The sequence below is a fragment of the Bacteroides nordii genome (assembly GCF_019930665.1).
GTDB classification, from domain to species: domain Bacteria; phylum Bacteroidota; class Bacteroidia; order Bacteroidales; family Bacteroidaceae; genus Bacteroides; species Bacteroides nordii.
In genome coordinates this window covers 5,494,421-5,515,347 of record NZ_CP082886.1, presented here as the reverse complement: position 1 = coordinate 5,515,347, position 20,927 = coordinate 5,494,421, and the positions used below count along the sequence as shown (strand labels likewise).

Annotated in this window: 8 protein-coding genes and 1 tRNA gene; 1 reads left to right on the top strand and 8 read right to left on the bottom strand. The window is 42.6% G+C overall.

What is annotated here, in order from left to right; genetic code table 11:
* Positions 1–578 precede the first annotated feature (578 nt).
* Positions 579–651 (top strand) — tRNA-Pro (locus K8P02_RS21115).
* A gap of 170 nt (positions 652–821) precedes the next feature.
* Here K8P02_RS21115 and fucO read toward each other — a convergent pair.
* The 8 genes from fucO to K8P02_RS21075 form a co-directional block, all read right to left on the bottom strand.
* Positions 822–1,976 (bottom strand): lactaldehyde reductase, encoded by a 1,155-nt coding sequence (gene fucO / locus K8P02_RS21110; protein WP_007483768.1) that lies wholly within the window; start codon positions 1,974–1,976, stop codon positions 822–824.
* A 4-nt stretch (positions 1,977–1,980) separates the two neighbouring features.
* Positions 1,981–5,247, bottom strand: a complete 3,267-nt coding sequence (locus K8P02_RS21105; protein WP_195349802.1) for a DUF4450 domain-containing protein — start codon at positions 5,245–5,247, stop codon at positions 1,981–1,983.
* Between the two features lie 132 nt (positions 5,248–5,379).
* Positions 5,380–7,491 (bottom strand): hypothetical protein, encoded by a 2,112-nt coding sequence (locus K8P02_RS21100; protein WP_195349800.1) that lies wholly within the window; start codon positions 7,489–7,491, stop codon positions 5,380–5,382.
* A 231-nt stretch (positions 7,492–7,722) separates the two neighbouring features.
* Complete coding sequence (locus K8P02_RS21095) at positions 7,723–9,804, bottom strand: RagB/SusD family nutrient uptake outer membrane protein (RefSeq protein ID WP_002559074.1); 2,082 nt, start codon at positions 9,802–9,804, stop codon at positions 7,723–7,725.
* Positions 9,805–9,815: 11 nt separating this feature from the next.
* Positions 9,816–13,058 carry a SusC/RagA family TonB-linked outer membrane protein gene (locus K8P02_RS21090; RefSeq protein WP_002559073.1) on the bottom strand — a complete coding sequence of 1,081 codons (3,243 nt, stop codon included), beginning with the start codon at positions 13,056–13,058 and terminating at the stop codon, positions 9,816–9,818.
* Between the two features lie 240 nt (positions 13,059–13,298).
* Positions 13,299–14,225 carry an AraC family transcriptional regulator gene (locus K8P02_RS21085; protein WP_002559072.1) on the bottom strand — a complete coding sequence of 309 codons (927 nt, stop codon included), beginning with the start codon at positions 14,223–14,225 and terminating at the stop codon, positions 13,299–13,301.
* Positions 14,226–14,768: 543 nt separating this feature from the next.
* On the bottom strand, positions 14,769–17,609 hold the full coding sequence (locus K8P02_RS21080) for an exo-beta-1,4-galactosidase (RefSeq protein ID WP_025866767.1): 2,841 nt from the start codon (positions 17,607–17,609) through the stop codon (positions 14,769–14,771).
* Positions 17,610–17,851: 242 nt separating this feature from the next.
* On the bottom strand, positions 17,852–20,926 hold the full coding sequence (locus K8P02_RS21075) for a rhamnogalacturonan lyase family protein (protein ID WP_025866766.1): 3,075 nt from the start codon (positions 20,924–20,926) through the stop codon (positions 17,852–17,854).
* Position 20,927: the final 1 nt, after the last annotated feature.

Genomic DNA, 20,927 nt, shown 5'->3' with positions numbered 1-20,927 from the left:
ACTTTTTGATACAAAGATAGCGTCTTCTATGACAGCCCTATGTCAGTAAGTCTAATATTGAAGAGTTTTTTTCATCAAAACAATCCATTATTGAAATTTACCCTATTTGTAATGTAGCTGCACGTTTCGAAACCAGTGGGGTTTATGTAGTTATACATATTGCTCGACAAAAATACTCCTTTACGATTCAATCTATTGGGAAAATTGATACCTGACATTTCGACTAAAGTTCTTTCTATATACTTCATGGATATTGAAAACCTTCCGTCACATAGCCTGCAATTCTTCTTAATGATACAGAGAAAAATCCTCAAAACAACTCCTAAAAGAATGCTGAACAAAATTCAAACAGACTCTTAGTAGTAAATACAAAAAAAAGTTCTTGGAAATATTGATAATTCCAAATAAATATCTACCTTTGCACGCAGAAATCGAACCTAAGACACAAACTTGTGTTGAACGGTGCAAAGTTGTGAAAACCTTATTCAAGGGACTAACATCGTAATAAAGATATAACTTATTGAGAAATAGTGCTATATAAACCGATTTTCGGTTACTGGTGGCACCACTTAAAGTAGCGGAATGTAGCGCAGTTGGTAGCGCACTACGTTCGGGACGTAGGGGTCGGGCGTTCGAGTCGCCTCATTCCGACTAATTAGTAGATAAGCCACTCTTTATGAGTGGCTTATCTGTTTTTAGGAAAAATTATCAGAAGTACATTGGGATGGCTATCAAAAGTAGTTAGCTTCGCTTCACAAAACAAAACATCCGAACATGCATATGTGCATATCCGGATGTCCGTACTAAACTAACAATCAACTTTAAAATGCTTTGCGATAGAGTGCTTCAATATCTTCTACAGAAGTAGGACGTGGATTCCCCCCCGTACATACATCATTAAAAGCCGCTACGGCTAAAGCCGGGATATCTTCTTCTTTCACATTGATTTCATGCAATTTCTGAGGAATATTAATACTAAGAGAAAGGGCTTTTACAGCTTCAATAGCAGCTTTTACGCCCTCCGCTTCGGTCATACCTTCCGTATCTACCCCCATCGCTTCTGCAATCCGGATATATTTTGATGCAGCCGGAGATTCAGCGTTATATTCCATTACATAAGGCAAAAGCAAAGCATTGGCTACACCATGCGGAGTGTCATAAAAAGCGCCTAACGGATGAGCCATAGAGTGAACAATGCCCAGACCTACATTAGAAAATCCCATACCGGCAATATATTGTGCCTGCGACATAGCTTCGCGGGCGGCAGTATCTTTTCCGTTATCTACGGCAGCTTTCAGATTCTGAGCAATCATTTCAATAGCTTTCAGCTCGAACATATCACTCATTGCCCAGGCTCCCGGAGTAATAAAGCTTTCAATAGCATGAGTCAATGCATCCATTCCGGTAGCAGCTGTCAACCCCTTCGGCATAGAGTACATCAATTCCGGGTCAACAATAGCAACAGCGGGAATGTCGTTAGGATCCACACATACCATCTTCTTTTTGGCTTCTTCATCGATAATCACATAATTGATGGTTACCTCAGCAGCCGTTCCGGCAGTGGTAGGCAATGCAAAGGTAGGCACAGCCTTGTGTTTTGTGTCGGCAACACCTTCCAGAGATTTCACATCGGCAAACTCCGGATTATTCACCACAATACCAATACCTTTAGCAGTATCTATAGAAGAGCCACCACCCAGAGCTACAATAAAGTCGGCTCCGGAAGCCTTATAAGCCTTCACACCATTCTGTACATTGGCAATAGTCGGGTTTGCTTTAACGTCACTGTAGAGTTCATAAGGAATGTTATTAACTTCAAACACTTTGATAACCTCAGCAGCCACCCCAAATTTAATAAGATCTTTGTCTGTGACAAAGAAAGCTTTCCTGAATCCACGACGGGCAGCCTCTACAGCAATTACACTACGGCAGCCGGCTCCGAAATAGGATGTTTCATTTAATACAATACGGTTCATAATTTTATTTTTGTAAGGTGATTCCCATTATTCCGATGACAACATCGTTTGATAGCGTCTCCAGCGTCAGGCTCTTTAGCTCTTTAGCCGGATCGAGCAACATATCAAGTAGTACTCCGGCACCTCCATCGATAGGCCGGCCGTAAACCCCTGTAATATTCAAGTCCTTTTCAAGGTTATTACTAACCAGTCCCGATTTGAAATGTAAACGATACGGACGAGGCGTTTGAAGACAAAAAGCAATCCCGTCTACATAGAAGTCCTGCTCGATAGGACACCAGTTGTCCGGATTTATAAGCTCCAATGTTTCTGAAGTACCATCTGCATAATGTACACGAATAACCCCATTGGCAATGTGGCACTGCATATGATTGGTACTTCCTGCCAACAGCAGATAGGCATGGGATGCTTTCCCGGTGAGCGGTATAGTCAGACTATCAGGATAATTGTCCCATAAAGAGGTAAAGGCGATATTCTTTCCTTCGGCAGGGGTACGAAAAGGAACACCCAAACTGGTAGATAACAATCCGCTACGAACCTGAGCCCGCATCCCTGAGTCATCAATATCAGCAGTCAGTGTAGGATGGCACCATTCACCTATTCCCTGTTTGGGAAGCTGTAAGGTTGTATAAGGAGAACGCGGAGAAAGATATTCATTCCGATATATATCCGTAACCGATGCATTGAATACCATCTCCATGTTAACCGGTTCACAAACAGCGGTCTTCACCCGGGTAAATGAAGGCATAACCGATACATCCTCTTGCTTTATATTCACATCGACAGGTTGCCACCATTGCATTTGCCCTTGTTGTACATGTACAAAGAATGTATGATATCCCGACTGACCGGATACTTTTCCTTTCAATACGCTCTTATCAATTGAAGAAGTTGTAAACACTCCCTGCGGATCATATAGTTTATTCAAAACAACTCCTTTCAAGGCAGGTAAAGACAAGTCCTGGTTGGGAAGCAGTTCTGACCCACCTTCGAAAACAGAACAAAGCGCATCTCCTCCCCAAACAATCTCAATGACTGCATTCCGAACAATGACAGGAGTCATCACAGCTATCACCGGATGCCCGGAAGCTGATTCTATAAATTCCCATTTAACAGATTGTCCGTTCACCTTCACCGATTCTATATTTTCCCGAAGGGCATTTACCTGTAAAGTGATCGCCAACGGGGTTGTAAAATGTTGTTCAATCTTATAAGTATCCTTCATCCCCTTACGTCGGAAACTGTAGGTAATATCCGGAGTAGAGAGAGCTGCCTTCTCCCAATCCATAGGAAAACCGGGACGAATCAAAATCCGCCCGTTCATTGCATCGGGCAAGATGCCAAACAAACCTTGAACCAGCAAGCGGGAAGCAACTCCAATCGGATCACCGAAATCGCGGTAACACTCTCCACGTGCAGCATCATAAAAGCTTATCTGTCCGAAATTGCCGGGGCTATCTCCCAGATACATACCATCAAGTACGGAACTCTTCATCAGTTTATATCCCGCTTCGGCACGACCCGCCTGAAAATAAGCCAATGCTGTATGCATTACCTCAGCAAAAGCCACATTGTTAATACTCCATGAATAAGGCAACCAATTCGTGGTCGAAACCGTTGCATATCCTTCGTCGTTCAATCCTTCGCCACGAACCGGTATATGAGGGATTTCCGTATCTACATAACGTGTCGCCTGATAGGCCTGAAAAGGATCCGCCACCTCACTGTCGAGTGCATGATAGATGGTCCATACCCCCGCAGATTCATGCAAACGGCGATGTCCCATGAAATCCTGATATTCGGCCCAATGACCTTTATCAGATAACCAGAGGCGGTCATTGAGGGCTTTCAGTATTTTCTCTGCTTCGGCACGGTAAGGTGCAGGATTCTCTCCTATCTTCTCTGCAATAAGGGCAGCCAGTTTATTAGCCCTGTAATTGTAGGCTGATGAATGAGTGACAGCACCACTATTATAATACAGCGCATCGCTGGCCCAAATACAGGCATATGCATCATAAAGCCCGTCATTATCGGGATCGTAATTCAGTTTTTCCCACGCCAGATGACGAACAAGTACCGGCCACATCTGACGGGCATATGCAACATCCCCTGTCCAGTTAAAGTGCCAGAGGAGTTCATCAATATAGCAAAGATTCATGTCATAGTGATGCATCTGATCGTTCTTGCGGGGATTACGGCAAATATATCCATTACTATATTGAGGGGTTCCCCAACGCTTTTCAGACCGTGCCAGATTCAGTACAGAATCCTGAGCCGGATGAGGGATCGTATTCGGGACTTCAGTTACCTGACTGGCAGCATACGCATCGAAGTGCGTCCGGGCACGATCATGCCAGCCAAGCGCGTCTCCGGTATAAGCAGCACGCCAGCCACTAAGTGGCATACGCCATCCCACGGCACCGTGTAGCCATACTTCACCATCCCAGATACCATCGGCAGCTACAGCAAGCGCTCCTCCCAATGTATTAAGATAGACATCAGGTGTTTCCACATGAACACGGGAAGCCAGCGTAGCACGTGCCTGTTCGGCGGCATCATACAAGCAATGGCCCTCTTTCTTATCCAGTAGTTGCAGAGAAAAGTCTTCAAATAATAAATAACTCGTACCATTTTTCAAACGGATATCATGACATTGCATCTGTTGAGGATCGGCAGGTGCCTCAAAGCTATCTGCCGGATCGGCTCCCATGTCCCCATTACGATTCAATCGCCGTGCTTTTATTTCAGAAATAATGGCAGTAAGCACAGCACCGGAAGAAAACCCCGAAGGTTCTATCTTCCAGATAGCTCCATCAGCCTCCGGCAAAGCCAAGGCAGAAATACGAAGTTCTCCTTTCCCCCAATTCGGATCTGTAAGATGATATGTCCGGCGTCCAGGTGTGTAACGTGCCTCACAATAAGCCACAGAATCCAGCATCACTGAGTAATCAGCAGGTATAGAAAGTCTGAAACGGATGTTTTTACTATTTCGCTTATCATAGGTAGCAAACACAGGACGGTCACTTGTTTCCAAGCGAAAAGCAGAAGAGCTACCATAAAGTGCGCGGGTATAACGATTCTTACCGTTCACACAAACAAAATCGTCCCCTTCGGGACGATACTGCAGGCTACGGGCAGCCCCACGCTTATGATCATTATAAGAAGTTGATTCAATAAAGTCGCCTATTCGTTTCACCGCCCCCTGTGCCATAACACAACCAGACGACAAACCGAAAAAGACCAACAGTATAAAAGATAAGTATCGAAGCATGAAAATAGTGATTAGTGAGTAGTGATAAGTGATGAATGAATAGTGATTAGTGGTTAGTGATAAGTGGTTAGTAGGCTGCGCTGTCATCCCGCACGGCACTAATCACTTATCACTAATCACTCATCACTATTTCTACGGCATCGGCTTCAGTCCTTCCCAACGTACATTCCACGTTCCGTCCTTCGGGAAGCCCGGATTCTCTGTCTGGCAACCATCCCAACCGGCACACATCATAGCCACTGCGGTCAACAAGCCACCATTTCCCGGCAGATAAACCCGCAAACGACCATCCTGATAATTGTGTCCATTTACCAAATACGTATTGGTACGTTTATCCATCAGTAAAGCACCTACTGCTTTTTCCGGTTCACCCAAACGGGCTGCATTCATAGCCGTCATAGGATAGTCCCATCCCCAGGTCTTACCCCAGTTCCAGTTGTCCCATATCCAGTGCAGAGTATTTTTCATATAGTCGTCGCGAATCAGCTTATTCATCGGCAAAACACCCACAGCACCCAGTACCGCCATGTGGTCGGAAGTAAAACGAATATCTTTGTAAGTATCAGTTGCTGTTTCGGCAGCCAAATACAACTTATCTTCATTATAAGCCAATGGAGAAAGTTTATCAATCATTTCATCCCACTCTAAATTACGTTTTTCGCCGGCACGTTCACGCCATTTCTGCGCTGTCTCCATGGCAAAATGCCAATATGATAACTCAAAAGGAGGATTTACAGTTTCGGCAGCCCGAAGCGTTTCTTGTGCCGGAATGGCTCCTTTCAATACAAAACGGCCTTCCAATTCATCATATGTAGCAAAGGAATACATAAACTGAGCAGTCTCCTGTACGAGTCGATTGTACTTATTTATCACTTCATCCGACGGATGATTACGATACAATAATTCGGCCAGATAAATAAAGTGCGGTTGTTGCCAAATCAGGAAACTACCCACCTTAGACGGTGCTTCTGTCCCACTCGGATCGGTCATCTTCATCCAGCGTACTCCATCGAAACCTTGTCTACGAGCTATTTCACGGGCAACAGGTTCTACTGTTTCATACCAACCCAATGTACGATCAAGCAATTCTGCACGGTTCCACAATGCAAACTGAGCCTGATGCCACCAAATCATTTCGAGATGAAACTTGCCAAACCAAGAGTTGTAAGTCAGCCCAGTCTCTTGTGGAGGGGTTGTTCCGGCACATTGGATAGCAAGAAGATATTGACTCAATACCACACGGCGTTCCAATTCCTTGGCACGGGTATCCGTACAGGCAGAAAAGTCAACTGCCGCACCATTTTTCCAGAAAGCAGTCCAATATTCAGCAGCCTTTTGTTCGGTTTGTACTGCAGTTGCAGTCTCCGTAGAGGCTCCTTCCGGTGTGAAAGCACAAGTAAAAGCCAATGTATCTTCTTCGGGAGTAAGCACAAAGTAATTTTTATCCTTTTCGCCAAAGAAAGCTTTACCTTCCCAGCGAATCGTAACATAATAAGTGGTAGCATCCAGCGTGCGCTTCAGCACAACCTGTTGCCCATCTTGACTAACAATAGTGGTAGAATGTCTATCATTAGCATCCCACTTACAGGCATCATCACAATGTCCGCCTGTCGGATACGGAAAACGGAAGTTCACAGCCGGATGTGCAGCAGAACGAACAACGGCTGCCAGCATATCTGCTTCGGGGTGACAAACCGTTTGTACTTCAACGGGAGTCCCATTTAACTTGAAGTTACTATTGACAGCTCCTTTCCAGAGATCAAGTGTCTGTTTCACATCTGTAATCTGCGAAAGTGAGGAAGAGTCGCGTCCAAAATCAAAACCTACCATCCCTAAATGAAGACGATGTGGATTCACACGAAACCAGTTGGCTGCTTCTTTCTGACGTCCTGCTTCATTGAACTGTACGGAATAAGGTTCCATGCGGCCACGGCCAAAATCATAATCTTTCAGGGTTTCTTCATGTTTATAAGCTTCCGGATTGGTAAACTCATGCCACCCCCATTGGCTTTGTGTACCTAAAGGTACACCTTTTGTATAGAGCTCCGGATATGTCTGCAAACCGGTAGCATCTACAGTATATGCAAATTCACCGTTTCCAACTGACAGGGATGCAAGAGAATCAAAAGCTGTTACCTGAGGAGAATTGCGATTAACAAGTGCCTCACGGTCAATGGGCGTTTGCTTCTTCGAACCGCAGCTTACCAATGTCAATGCAAGCAAAGAATAAAACAGTTTTTTCATGGTATTTAATATAGTTGATAAAAATTCAGGATGTTGATGAGTACAAAGATAAAGGTTTCTATAGGATTTTTCTCTGTACAGATTGGCAGAAAGACTAAGAGATTTGCTTTACTGACCACCCAAAGACACCTATAAAGAATCTATCGGAGAAAAAAATCCTCTGCCACCGAAATAGATTAGCGACAGAGGATCTGATTTATTGTGAACTTAAATCACAAAAGAAAGAATTGATTATTTATATCCGGGATGTTGTGTCAAATTCGGATTGTCAACCAGTGGATGACCGGCAGACTTAGCTGCAAAAGGCAACAATTCAGAGCAATTTTCCTTATAGCCATAGTAAAGACCGTCACTACCGTCAGCAGCTTCAATCCAGTCGGGATATTTACCACCGTTTTCTGCAGAGCCTGTAGGTTTCTGATAAATGATCTTACCAATTTGCAGTGCATTGAAGCCTTTGCCAAAGCCTACAGCCTTACGAGCATTACCATTGAACGTGCTGGTATAGGCTTCAAACATATTAACCGGGTACCATTTATCGCCTGCATTTACTGCAATGCCGTGTGCACGAACAATTTCAGCCAGTTTAGTCTGGAATGCATCATATTCAGCTTTATTGGTAGGCACAGCTTTTGCTACTGCAATTTCGTTATCATCGGTCAATTCAATATAATCAATTGCCAGGAAAGTATCGCCATAAGTCTGTGCATCTTTATGGAACTTATACAAACGATATACCGGCACATCTGCATATTTGTTCTTACGATCAGAAAGGTCTTTCATCGCTTGTTTTGTTGCTGCCAATTCTTTGGCAATACGTCCCATACGGATCAAATCTGTACGTAGTGAAAGTTCTCCGCCAAATTCCCATTTACGTTCCTGAGCCAAAGCATCCTCAAATTCCTGCGGATCAGTAGGTATTGGTAACGACCCTACACCGGCACGATCACGAATCTCTTTTAAAGCATCCTTAGCTGGCTGAGTCGGAGCACCATTCAAGTAGTTCTGAGCTTCAGCATACATCAGCAATACATCAGAGTAACGTATGATAGGAATATTTACATTACGTTTGTTTGCATCAGATTCGGGTGCCACACACCAGGGGATACGGAATTTACCCGACATGATACATGAATAAGTAGTACCTACGTCCACCCAGGTATCATTACTTGCACCACCTTCCAGAAAATAAATACTGTAAGAAGTACAAGTCACATCCCGGCGTGCATCACCTTCTTCAAAAGACAAATAGTAAGTAGGCAAAATGAATTGCATCGCCTTACGGGAACCATACGTACCCCCTCTGGTACCCGGATGTGCATACAAACCAAACTTTGAGTTCGTCGTTGCTCCATACTGTGCCAAACTCCAAAGAATCTCTTTATTCAAACTGGTGAATTTACGCTGACAATAATTATACCATAAATTCTGAAAACCACTCATTCCACCTTCTGCCTGAACCAGTGAGTTCTGTCCATGCTCTATGATATCGCTACAAGCTTTGTCGGCTATCTGATAAAGTTCACGTACACGAGCTTCATCACTACGACGGGAAACTTTCAATGTAGCCGGATCATTCGTTTCAAGATTCCAACGCAATGAATAACCTCCGGCATAAAGAGCCACACGTGCCAACAGTGCCAAAGTGCTCTGTTTGGTTAAACGTTCGGTAGTAGCAAAACCACTTTCTTCGAACCAGGGCATATAATTTGCAGCAGTCTGCAAGTCTGAAACGATACGGTCATAAATGACATCACGAGACGTACGTTTAGGATAGAAAGTCGATTCATCATCCGGATCCATATCTTCCAGAGGTTGCCAGTTTGCAGGAACATCACCATAAATGCTAATCAGATTAAGATAGGCAAAAGCACGCAGTGCAAGCGCTTCACCCAACAAAGAGTTACGCTTGGTAGTCTCCGGCATCATATTCAGATTCTTGATGGCAATATTAGTTGCCTCAATAGCACCGTACTCTTCATTGTAAAGCGTAGTTACGGTATAAGGAGAGGTTGAATCATAAAACCAGTTACAAATATTGTATTTTCCGTTGTTAGTCGTACCGTCCTCACTGGAGTGGGTTACAGTTTCACCTGCCATCAACTGATAGACCATTTCGGTAGGAATAATCCCCCGATAACAACCTGTCACGAATAATTCGGCAGCTTCCTCATTTTTAAATACTGTTTCAGAATCGGCTGATGTATAAGAAGGCATTTCGAGCCAGTCTGCACATGACGTCATTCCCATGGAAAGTGCCATTACAGACAAAATGACTAATTTCTTTTTTGTATTGAATAATCTCTTTTTCATAATGCTTAAGTTTAGAATGTTAAGTTAAGACCAATGACGTAACTTCTTGAACGCGGATAAGTAGAACTGTCATATCCCGGCGTACAAACAACCTGGTCATTGCCAGCAGAAACCTCAGGGTCATAACCGGAGTAACCGGTAATCGTTGCCAAATTATTGGCTGTGAAATAAAGACGTGCATTAGAAATCATAAACTTCTTCAGCCATACTTTGGGCAATGTATAGCCCAGTGTCACTTGTGCAATACGCAGGTAAGAACCATCTTCCACATAGTATGAAGAAGGATAAGTGATATAACCGGAATTTGTTTTACTCAGATTCCATGTGGCAGAAGCCTCATTCGGATTCAGTTCTTTATAACGCTCCAAAGTAGTAGCCTGTTTGCCGGTCTGCGGATCGATCATGCGATAGTAGTGATCGCCAAATTCAGTAGGTACATTCTGGAAAGCAGCATAAGGACTCATACTGTGTTTGGTGGCATTGTAAACATCATTACCAATAGAGAATTTCATGAAAACGCTCAAATCAAATCCGTGATAACTAAAGGTATTATTGAATCCTCCAATACAGTCAGGAGTACCATTACCAATCTTAGTCTCTTTTTTAGTGAACTGAGGGTTACCGTCTTTATCCACACCATTCGCAGCAAACTTAATATCACCCGGTTGCGGTGTTCCCTTTTCAGGTCTGACAACACCATCTTTCAGCGCCAATTTACCGTCTGTACCCTGAACAAAATCATCCGTTGTATACACACCTTCATAAATATAGCCATACATATCGCCTAAACTTTCACCTACTTTTGCATAATAGTTCACCATACCCGAACGGTTACTGCCGACAGAGAAAGTCTTGCTCTCGATCCCGTTCTCCAAAGAAAGAACCTTCGAGCGGTTGAAAGCCAGGTTCAAATCACTGGTCCAACGGAAATCTTTGGTCTGTATATTCACCGTATTGATTGAAACTTCCCAACCGCGGTTACGTATCTTACCAATGTTTTGGAATTGATTCTTATAACCGGTTGAAGAAGGAATCACACTCTTCAACAACAGGTTGTCTACTTGGTTGTTATACCATTCAGCAGTAATATTCAAGCGACTATTGAAGAAAGATAAGTCCAAACCAATATTAGTAGAACGCATAGTCTCCCATTTCAATTTCTTATTTCCTAAAGTTTCATCTACAATATAAACAGGAGAGCCTACCGTATTATTCATCGGATAATCAGACTCTTTAAAAGAAGTGACATACATGTAATCGCTAATGTTACAGTTACCCGTTGTACCGTAACCTACACGCAACTTAAAGCTATTGACAACATCTGCCACTTTATTATCTTTCCAGAAGCCTTCTTCCGAAATACGCCATGCACCGGATACCGAAGGAAAAATACCCCATTTGTTACCTTTTGCAAATCTGGAAGAACCGTCACCACGAACCGTACCAGTCAACAAATAACGCTCATCAAAGGAGTAATTTACACGTGCGAAAGCAGAAACAATCCCATTACGCGAATGGCTTACCGATTTTGATTTTACGGTAGCATTATCAATCTTATCCAACCCAAAGATATTAGGATAAGGGAACTTAGTAAGTTCCATTTTATTTCCTTCAGATTCAGAATAAGTGACTTCATGTCCCAACAATACATTTACCTTATGTTTTTTGGCAAATGTCTGATTATAATTCAGCGTATTGGTGATTTGCCATTTATAAGATTCTTTGTTTTCAATGCTACCATTCATACCCGTATTCTGATCCATCAGATAGGAAGTAGAGTTTTCATCAGCAAAAGAAGTAGACTTGGAATTTGTCCAGGTATAACTACCGGCTGTACGCCAGGTAAAGTATTTCAGAATATCAATTTCAAGACCTGCATTGACCGTATAAATACGAGAACGTTTGTTAGAAGTGGAAGCCTCGTTTTGTACAAGCGGATTGGCTGTATCGAAGCTGGAATCCAAGGCAGAAAAGTCCGGATAAGTCTGTGTATGTAGCAATTCATCCTGAGTAAAAAGCGTACCACCAATAATGGGTTGAAGCAATACATTCTTCATACCCGAGTAAGCACCGCCACCATCAACTGAATTGTTAGAAAACATCGTGTTCACATCCACACGTACACCTTTATAAAGTTCTGAATTGACTTTAGCACGAAAAGCGCTTTTCTTCATACCATGATTAGCCAGCAAACCATCCTGTCCGTTGAAGTTGTAACTCAACATTACTTGAGTTTTCTCTGTACCGGCAGTCACATTTACATTATGAGACTGAGTCAGGGCAGAGCCACCAAAAACCTCATCCTGCCAGTCGAGAGTAGAAACTCCGGCATAGCGATCAGCAATACGACCATAAGCACCGGTGTAAAAATCAGGAGCATCCACACCTAAACTATTATCGAAAACATTACTGTAGTTAGCCAATCCACCCTGAAGTGCTGCCAACTCATACTGATATTTTGTAAACTGCTCAGCATTAGACATCATATCCAGTTTCTTGGAAAGTTTGTCAAACGAGAAATAAGTATTATAAGTCACCTGTGTTTTGCCTTTCTTCCCCGATTTTGTAGTAATCAGAATAATACCGTTTGAACCCCGCGCCCCATAAATAGCCGTAGAAGAAGCATCTTTCAAGATATCGATATTCTCAATATCATTAATGTCAATGTTTGTTAGTGCATCTTCCATCTCAAATCCATCTACAATATAAAGAGGTTTGGTACTTTGCGTAATAGAGGTACCACCACGCACCGTCACTTCCACTTTTGCACCCGGTGCACCACCGGCAGTCACGATATTCACACCGGCTGCTTTACCTTGCAAGGCTTGCGCTGCAGTCATTACAGGTACAGCTGCCAATTCCCCTGCCGAAACAGAAGAGGTAGCTCCTGTAAGATCTCTACGTTTTACTTTCGCATAACCGATAGCCACTACTTCGTCCAGCATCACACTGGATTCTTTTAATGTAATATCAAAGTGAGTTTTACTGCCGATTAATACAGTCTGATTGTCATAGCCTACAAATGAAACAACCAACTCCTTGGCAGAAGCGGGTACCGAGAGTTTAAAATTACCATCAATATCGGTAATCGTACCGACAGAGTTGTTGCCTTTCACAGTTACAGAAGCACCAATCACCACGTCCATCGCATCGCGAACCGTACCGGTAATTGTCTTGTTCTGAGCAAAAATGCTTAGAGGGCAGCTTATTAACAGAAGCATCAATAAGCAGAGGTTTTTGCGTAAGATTCTCATAGATTATTAATATATAATTTGATAATAAATAAATTCAAGTTTAACAAAGCATGCTCCGTTATCGAACACAGATTTTGTGTCTGCAAATATAAGGGGTCTTATAATCTACAGATATGCAACTTTTGACAGAAACACTTTCATTTTTGATTTTCCTTAAGAAAATATGCGCTTTTTAAGCCATAAAACAGCAGAAAAAGAGACAGTTAATAATCATTCTGATTTTCAACTGTCCTTTTTGATTTAATCGATTTCTTCTTCTGAAACATCCGTTTCGCGTCCAAAAGAGCGATATTCCAACGGAGTAAAACCTGTACGTTTTTTGAATAATGAGAAAAAATGCTCAGTAGATTTGTAATCGAGCATAAAAGAAATTTCTTTAACTGATTGGGAGGTCCCCACCAGCAGTTGTTTTGCTTTGCGTAATTTCAATTCCTGGAAGTATTTTGCCGGAGCATAGCCCGTATAGTCTTTAAACACCTTGCGGAACCACGAATAACTAATATTCAGTTTCATTGCTAATTCCTCCGGATCAATATCCTTAAAGACATTTTCATTCATAATAATTTTAGCTTGTTCAATCTTCTGGTCTACATCTCCTACCTCAAAAATCTTATTCTTCGAAATAGAAAGAATCATCCCAAGCATATGCATTACAATACCCGAAAGATATTGCTGAGCTGAAATCTTATCCTGCTCTGCAATCTCCAATGCACGGGAGAAGAGCGAAACCAACTCTTCATTTAATCCAACTTCAAGAACTTGATTGTCTTTAGATAAGAAGCCCTCTCCGAACAAATTATTAACTACCGGGCCTTCAAAACCAATATAATATTCATTCCAGCCGGTTTGCTGATAAGGGTGATACGTATGCCATTGTCCCGGGAAAAGCACCATTAACCGTCCTTTACAAACTTGCTTTTCGGGGGTTGTTTCCGAAGTAAATAAGCCTCGTCCTTTCGTTATATATACTATTTGATATTCGCGCAGAATACGACCTTTGCTGGTATTAAAAAAATAACCGGAAGGATGATTTTTCAATGGATAAGGGGAGTCCGGCAAAATAGACTGAAAACCCACAGTATTGACCCACAAACCGAACTTGCGATCCATATCATTTACTATCAGATACTTGAATTCAACTCCTAAATCGTTATAATTCTTAGTCATACGTACCCTATCATAATATATAAATAGTAAGAAACAACAGACAAAGATAAAAATAATCTTCTAAAAACACTACTATTTAATTCAGAAATGAAAAAAATTGAATCTACCGATGTTAGCTGGTCACAAAACGATCAATAAAATATAGCTTTATCATCTATTTTTCATTAACACAATTAACACTATTCTTTAACTATAGATTTTACACATGCAAAAGTGTACACTTTTGTATACATAAAGTACGTACTTTTATCATACAAAAGTGTACATTTAACACATACTTAAATACGGACTTTTATAACATAAAGAAAGTATTTCATTAATCAACTGTTTTTCAATAATATAGGCAGAAATAAATCTAATTTAAAAAGAAGAAAAGGTGTGGTGAGCGTATACAATGTATGAGAGATAATGCTTATTTCGATAACTAATATAAATATGATATGAAGTATTGGATCTGATTTTCATTGCAATTAGTACATTCCAAACGATTCTCAAAGTATTATATCCATTGGTACATTATACCAATGGATATAACTTTCGATACTACATAAAGTCAAAAACCAATCTGATGCTTAGTCCTTCATCCCCTTTTTTAATACGCACAATTCCCGGCTGGCTGTGTGGTCCATGTTGTGATATCGGTTTAAATGAACGGATAGCGGGAATATCTAATAAGAAAGAGATGTCTCCGGAAGGAAAATCGGGCATCGTATTAATCCCATCCTGCCTACCGAAAGGCTCTTGTGGAGTAAACATACGGAGAAATAGTCCATCGGTAGAAGAATAAACAGTAAAAGGAGCAATGCGACTCTGCACTGTAGCCCAATAAAAATTAGCGTGATATCCTTTAAACTCTGGATAAACCAGATTCTCAAAACTCTCTCCGGTTATCGTATTGTTATACTCTTTTTGCCAAACAGCATAATTGGTTCCTTTCACCCGGTTCTTCCATACGCGATAGGGACCACGTCCAAACCAGCGCATCCCGGCACAAGCTGTCTCAGGATAAGAAAAGGTCAGACCAAGATTCAATACAGCCTCATCCATAAAAGCATCATCAAATCCGCCCCCGCCGGAAGCACGATTGAGCAATACAGCATCCATAGATAACAGGCCGGAAGCCGAGAGGCGCCACTGTATAGAGTCAACGCCACCCCGGTAATAAGCACAGAACACCGCATCGTTTCCCTCCAAACGAGTGGAATAACGAACCAATTCCATTTTCATGCCTACCGGAAGAGGACCATTGGTTAATGGAACTTCGATATGTGTTTTTTCTTTTACCACCTTGGCAATAGTGGCATTACTCTTCCGAAAAGAAACAGCAATCCCATTATTACTTAATGTCACCAGCGAATCACACTGACTTAAAGAAGCCATATTCTTATTAGCAGTTAGAAAGGAAGACATTTCACGCTTCAAATACTCATCGGCATAACGCACAGGCCATGTCCAGTTACAAAGGCTCTTACCATCCGGTCCGAAAGCTTCCAATTCCAACACATCTGCCTCCCAAAAGCAGGAAGGCAACTGCATGTGTGCATATCCGGTTTCACCGGGGGCGAGAGACGGTAAACGAACTTCTCCGCTATCAATGCAACAGCCATCAACCTCCTTTTGCAAAGGTGAAGGGTAACGATGAAGACGGTAATTCATCCGGCAATCACGGAGATTAGTATATAAATAGGTATTGGTGATAGCAAATTCTCCGCGAAAAGAAGGAGTGATATACAATTGCCGGAACTGAATGGGAGCCCAGACTTCGCGTACTGTATATACACTTCCTTCCCGCTCACGATAAGGTCCAACAATCCCATCGGGGGCATTGAACCGATCAGAATCCAATCGTCCGCCCTGATCTGTCCGGCGGACAGCTTCATCGGAAAATGCCCACATAAAGCCACCGGCGAAAAGAGGATGAGAAGTGTAGTTTACCCAAAAATCTTCCAGTCCGGCTCCATGTCCCTGATCGTACTGACCATGCATAAATTCGGTAGGCATAAAGACATTATAGCCATTAGTAAAACGGGCTACGCCGGTGAGATACGCCGGATAGTGATGTGTATCCAGCCCGTTAAAATCGGCCCAGGGATGAATTACATGCCGTTGCTGAGGATCATAATCCGAGAAATGCTTATCAAGAGTAGAATTCCAGCCTCCTTCGTTCCCATTACTCCAAAGTACAATAGAAGGATGATTTACGTCACGGACAATCATCTCCCGTTGTAAACGTTTGCCTACATTTTCATCATAAGCATTTTGCCAGCCAGCCAATTCATCAATAACAAAAAGCCCCAACGAATCACAAGCATCCAGGAAATGTGTATCAGGCGGATAGTGAGAACGGACAGCATTCATATTCATCTCTTTCAACAACAAAGCATCCCGCACGCTAATCTCTTTATTCGTAGTGCGTCCACCATCCGGGTGGAAAGAGTGACGGTTGATACCTTTCATTACAATCTTCACACCATTGACATAAATTCCGTCCCGAGGACGAAACTCTACCGTACGAAACCCGATGCGTTCCTGGTGTTGATGTAATAGTTGCCCGCTCCGATTGAGCAGTTTTAATTTAAGAAGATAAAGATTCGGAGACTCAGGGGTCCAGGGAAGAATATTCTCCCATTGAGTATCCAACCGGTAAAAAGTAGCACTATCTGTCAGTTGGAAAGAATGTTCTTTGAGTAATTCGCCACTCTTTAGATTCTCAACAGTTGCCAATAAACAATAACCGGATTTTGCTCCTGACAAATAGACATCCGCCAACAAATGTCCATCACACAAAGCATTCACTGCAACCCGATCGATATGTTCCTTTGGTTTTATTTCAAGCCATACCGGACGATAGATACCGCCAAACAGCCACCAGTCAGCTTTACGCTCGGCAGCATTTACCGATTTATTGGCAGAATGCTTACTGACGCGTACTTCCAACCGGTTCTTGCCCCCAAAATTCAGGAGCCTGGTTATATCATAGGAGAAACGATAAAAACCTCCTTGATGAATCGGTCCTGCTACACAATCGTTCACCAGAACTTCAGTATCAGTCATTACCCCATCAAAAACGATTTGCACTGTCTGTCCGGTATATTCCTTCGGTACCTTAAAAGAGTGTCGGTAAATTCCAGTTTCCATACTCGGATTCTTCACCCCTTTTTCTTTGTACCACCGTCCGTAGGTATAAGTACCAAAGCCTTGTAATTCCCATTGTGAGGGTACTTCGATTTTACTCCACCGACGGCTATTATTCCCATCGGAACAATAGAAATCCCACATCACGGTGTGATTCAATCCCGTACCGGAAAGATAGCGGCGATGTGTAGACTGGGCAAAGACCGCCTGAAAGAGAAAAATAAACCAGAAAGCTAATATATACTTCATCTCAAATAGGAAAATTAACAGTGTAAATCAGTTTACTACAGAAAGCACAGAATTTCAATTGTTTTAAACTCTGTATAGAACAATTAAAATTCTGTGTTTTTATATAGCACAAAGATAAGACAGAAAAGGCAGAAACAACGGGGATTTTATTTATTTATTAATCAAAAGTAGAGAATCTTATCCGTCGTCATCCGTCCTCTATCTGCCTTATCCGTGTACCATAGAAAACAAATCAAATGTTATTACTTTAATAGTTTCTTCACAAACTTCGTTGTTCCTGCTTCCACTACAATAAGATAAGTACCTTTCGGCAAACTGTCCAATCCGCTGATGTACAGTACTGCTCCTCCGTCTACCACATAGGCAATGCGGTGAACAAGTGTACCCGTAGAAGAGTACATCGAAACTGTAGTACATCCGGATATCTCTGCCGGGAACTCAACCGTTATTTCATCCTTGAAATAAAGCGGATAAATGTTCAGATCAGAGTGGAATACCGTTTCTTCCGAGATGCCGGTTGGTTTATTAAGCTCATAACGTTCCTTTGCTTTGGCGGCACTCATGGCTCCTCCATAGACGTGAAGCTCATCAATTGCCCCGGTAAAGGGAGTATTGAAGTTCACATTACAGTTACCAATAACAAATAATTCCGACTCTGAAATATCACCGGTTTTGTCAGTCACCTCACCTTGGAAAACTCCATTAATATACATTTTCAACGTTTTGGTTTCACCATCACGAACACAGACTACATGATTCCACTCACCATTGAAATATTGAGTAGCAGGAATATCGAGATTGGATTTCGTAACATCATCGTCAATACCAAAGGTAAGATTTCCATTCTTGTACTGTAATCCTACCCATTTCCCGGTAGCACCGGTCGAAGCATTCTTCGCATGGCTACCTTTGTGGAACAGATACCAGTCTACCCCATCGCCTCCGTTGGAACGAAACCACAGTTCAACACTAAAATCCCCGGTGCCCAGTCGTAATTGATCGTAAGAGGGCTGTTCCATTCTACGGGTTGCAGGAGTTGCAGGCAGTTCCAATGCCTGTTGGCGAATCCCGTTTATCCATGTGGGAACGAAACCTACAGCCTCAGCCTTTCCATATACCGAATTGACGGCGGATGTACCGGTTGTTTCATCAAATGAGAAATAAGCTAACTCATTCAATACCACCGGAGCTTTCACTTTAATCGATCCGGAGAGAGTAGCTACGGTAAGTCCACCAACACTCTCTATGGTATACGCATACGTACCTGTTGCCTGAGGAGTTCCCTCAATCGTGAAGAAACATTCCTTCTTATCTACGACAACGTTAAGCCCTTCCGGCAGTCCTGCTATTTTTACATCTTCCGCATTCTTCCATGAATATGAAATCGGTGAAATCGCTTCACCCAGGTCTATCGACTGGTTCAGATAACCAATACCCTTCTTTGCGAATGAAGCATTTTCCGTATCCTGATCTCCCAGATAGTAACCCAAATGAGGAGGTTGGTTATAAGCCACATTTTGCCAGGCTATTCCCATGCGATAAACAGGGTCGTGCATCAAAGTGGTTATCTTATATTCAGTAGGAATAATAGTGGTAAAGACCAACAGATCGGAACAAGTCTTTGAATCCCATAAGATAATTTCTTCACGCCAATCCCCCAATATGTCAGCACTCAAATTGGGAGTGGCTTTGGTAGAGTTACAGGAAGCGGCATTGCTGTAATCGGACAGAGTAATCATACGGTTCGCTTTCGTGCCGTTCCATTTATCAATCTTAACTCCATCCAACAGTTCGTCCTGCAAATCACCGTCCCAATACACCCTGAAGTTAACTGAAGGGCGATTCTTACTGGCTATGATATTCCCTTTGCAATCGTATACATTACCATTGGCAGTCGACCACATTTCAAACCCACGGTGGGCAGGATCTATATCCGCAGCAATCCCACGTCCGACGTCCGTTCCGGTTTTCTCACCAAATATAATCTCGCCTGTTGCGGCAGAGTGCATCTCATACCCATAAGCTGCCGTTTTTTCTTCATGAGGAGAAAATACTTCCAAACCATCCAAATCGGGATCCAAATCGGACAAGTGAATAGCATCTCCGTGTCCTAAACCGGTACGATACAGTGTTTTCCCATCCTGATCGATGACACACGCTCCGTAAACGATCTCGTCACATCCGTCGCCATCTACATCTGCTACCGACAAGTTGTGGTTTCCCTGTCCATAAGCTCCCGAACCGGATACTTTAGAATCATGAGCCCATCTCATTGTCAATTTTGTTCCGTCAAAATCATAAGCGGCCAGTGCTGTACGTGCATAATATCCACGGCACATCACTAAACTTGGTTTTACTCCGTCAAGGTATGCCACACATGCCAGATAACGTTCCGAGCGGTTGCCGTACCCATCTCCCCAATCATTAATGTTTCCACGAAGAGGACTGTAAGCAATGGTCGAAATCTCCGCTCCTGTCTGTCCGCTAAAAACAGTCAGATACTCAGGGCCATTCACCACAATTCCCGCTTTACTACCGGAAGAGCGGTAGTCGGCATTGGGATCATCACTCCCCATAATTACAGATTTCCCCTGCCCATCAATAGTTCCCGGCGCCGTTTTACAGGCTACTTCGGCTTTACCGTCACCATCAAAGTCATACACCATGAATTGAGTGTAATGGGCTCCGGCACGTATATTCTTACCAAGATCAATCCTCCACATGAAAGTTCCGTCCAACTTATAACAATCCAGATAAACATTGCCTGTGTATCCATAGAAAGAATTATCGCGTGAGTTGGTCGGATCCCATTTCACTATAATCTCATATTCCCCGTCTCCGTCAACATCCCCCACGCTGCAATCATTCGGAGTGTAAGTATATTCCTGCCCATCCGGATAAGTTTCACGCGTTTTATCTTTATCCGTTTGAACAACATCGTAAGGTAAAGTCACTCCACCTCCCGGACGCTTTAGAGGAATTCTTTTATATTGTTCCGCCCAGACGGACACTTCTTTTGTAGTTTCAGTCTCTGTACCATCCAGTATCCCTTTAAGCATATAGCGAGAAGCTATAGTACCGTCTTTATCTACATAATTGGTTGTAGTTACCACAGGAGTAGTCGTGATTTTGACTCCATCCCGATAGATGTCAAAGCCTAATTTTCTGGCATCAGTAACTAAACTACGCCAGGACAGAAACACTCCGTCGGAAGATTTTACGGCAACTACTCCTCTATCCAATTTTTCCTGCCCCCACAGAGGTATCATGATACCTCTAAGAAGCAAAAAACATAATGCTATACTTATTTTTTTCATT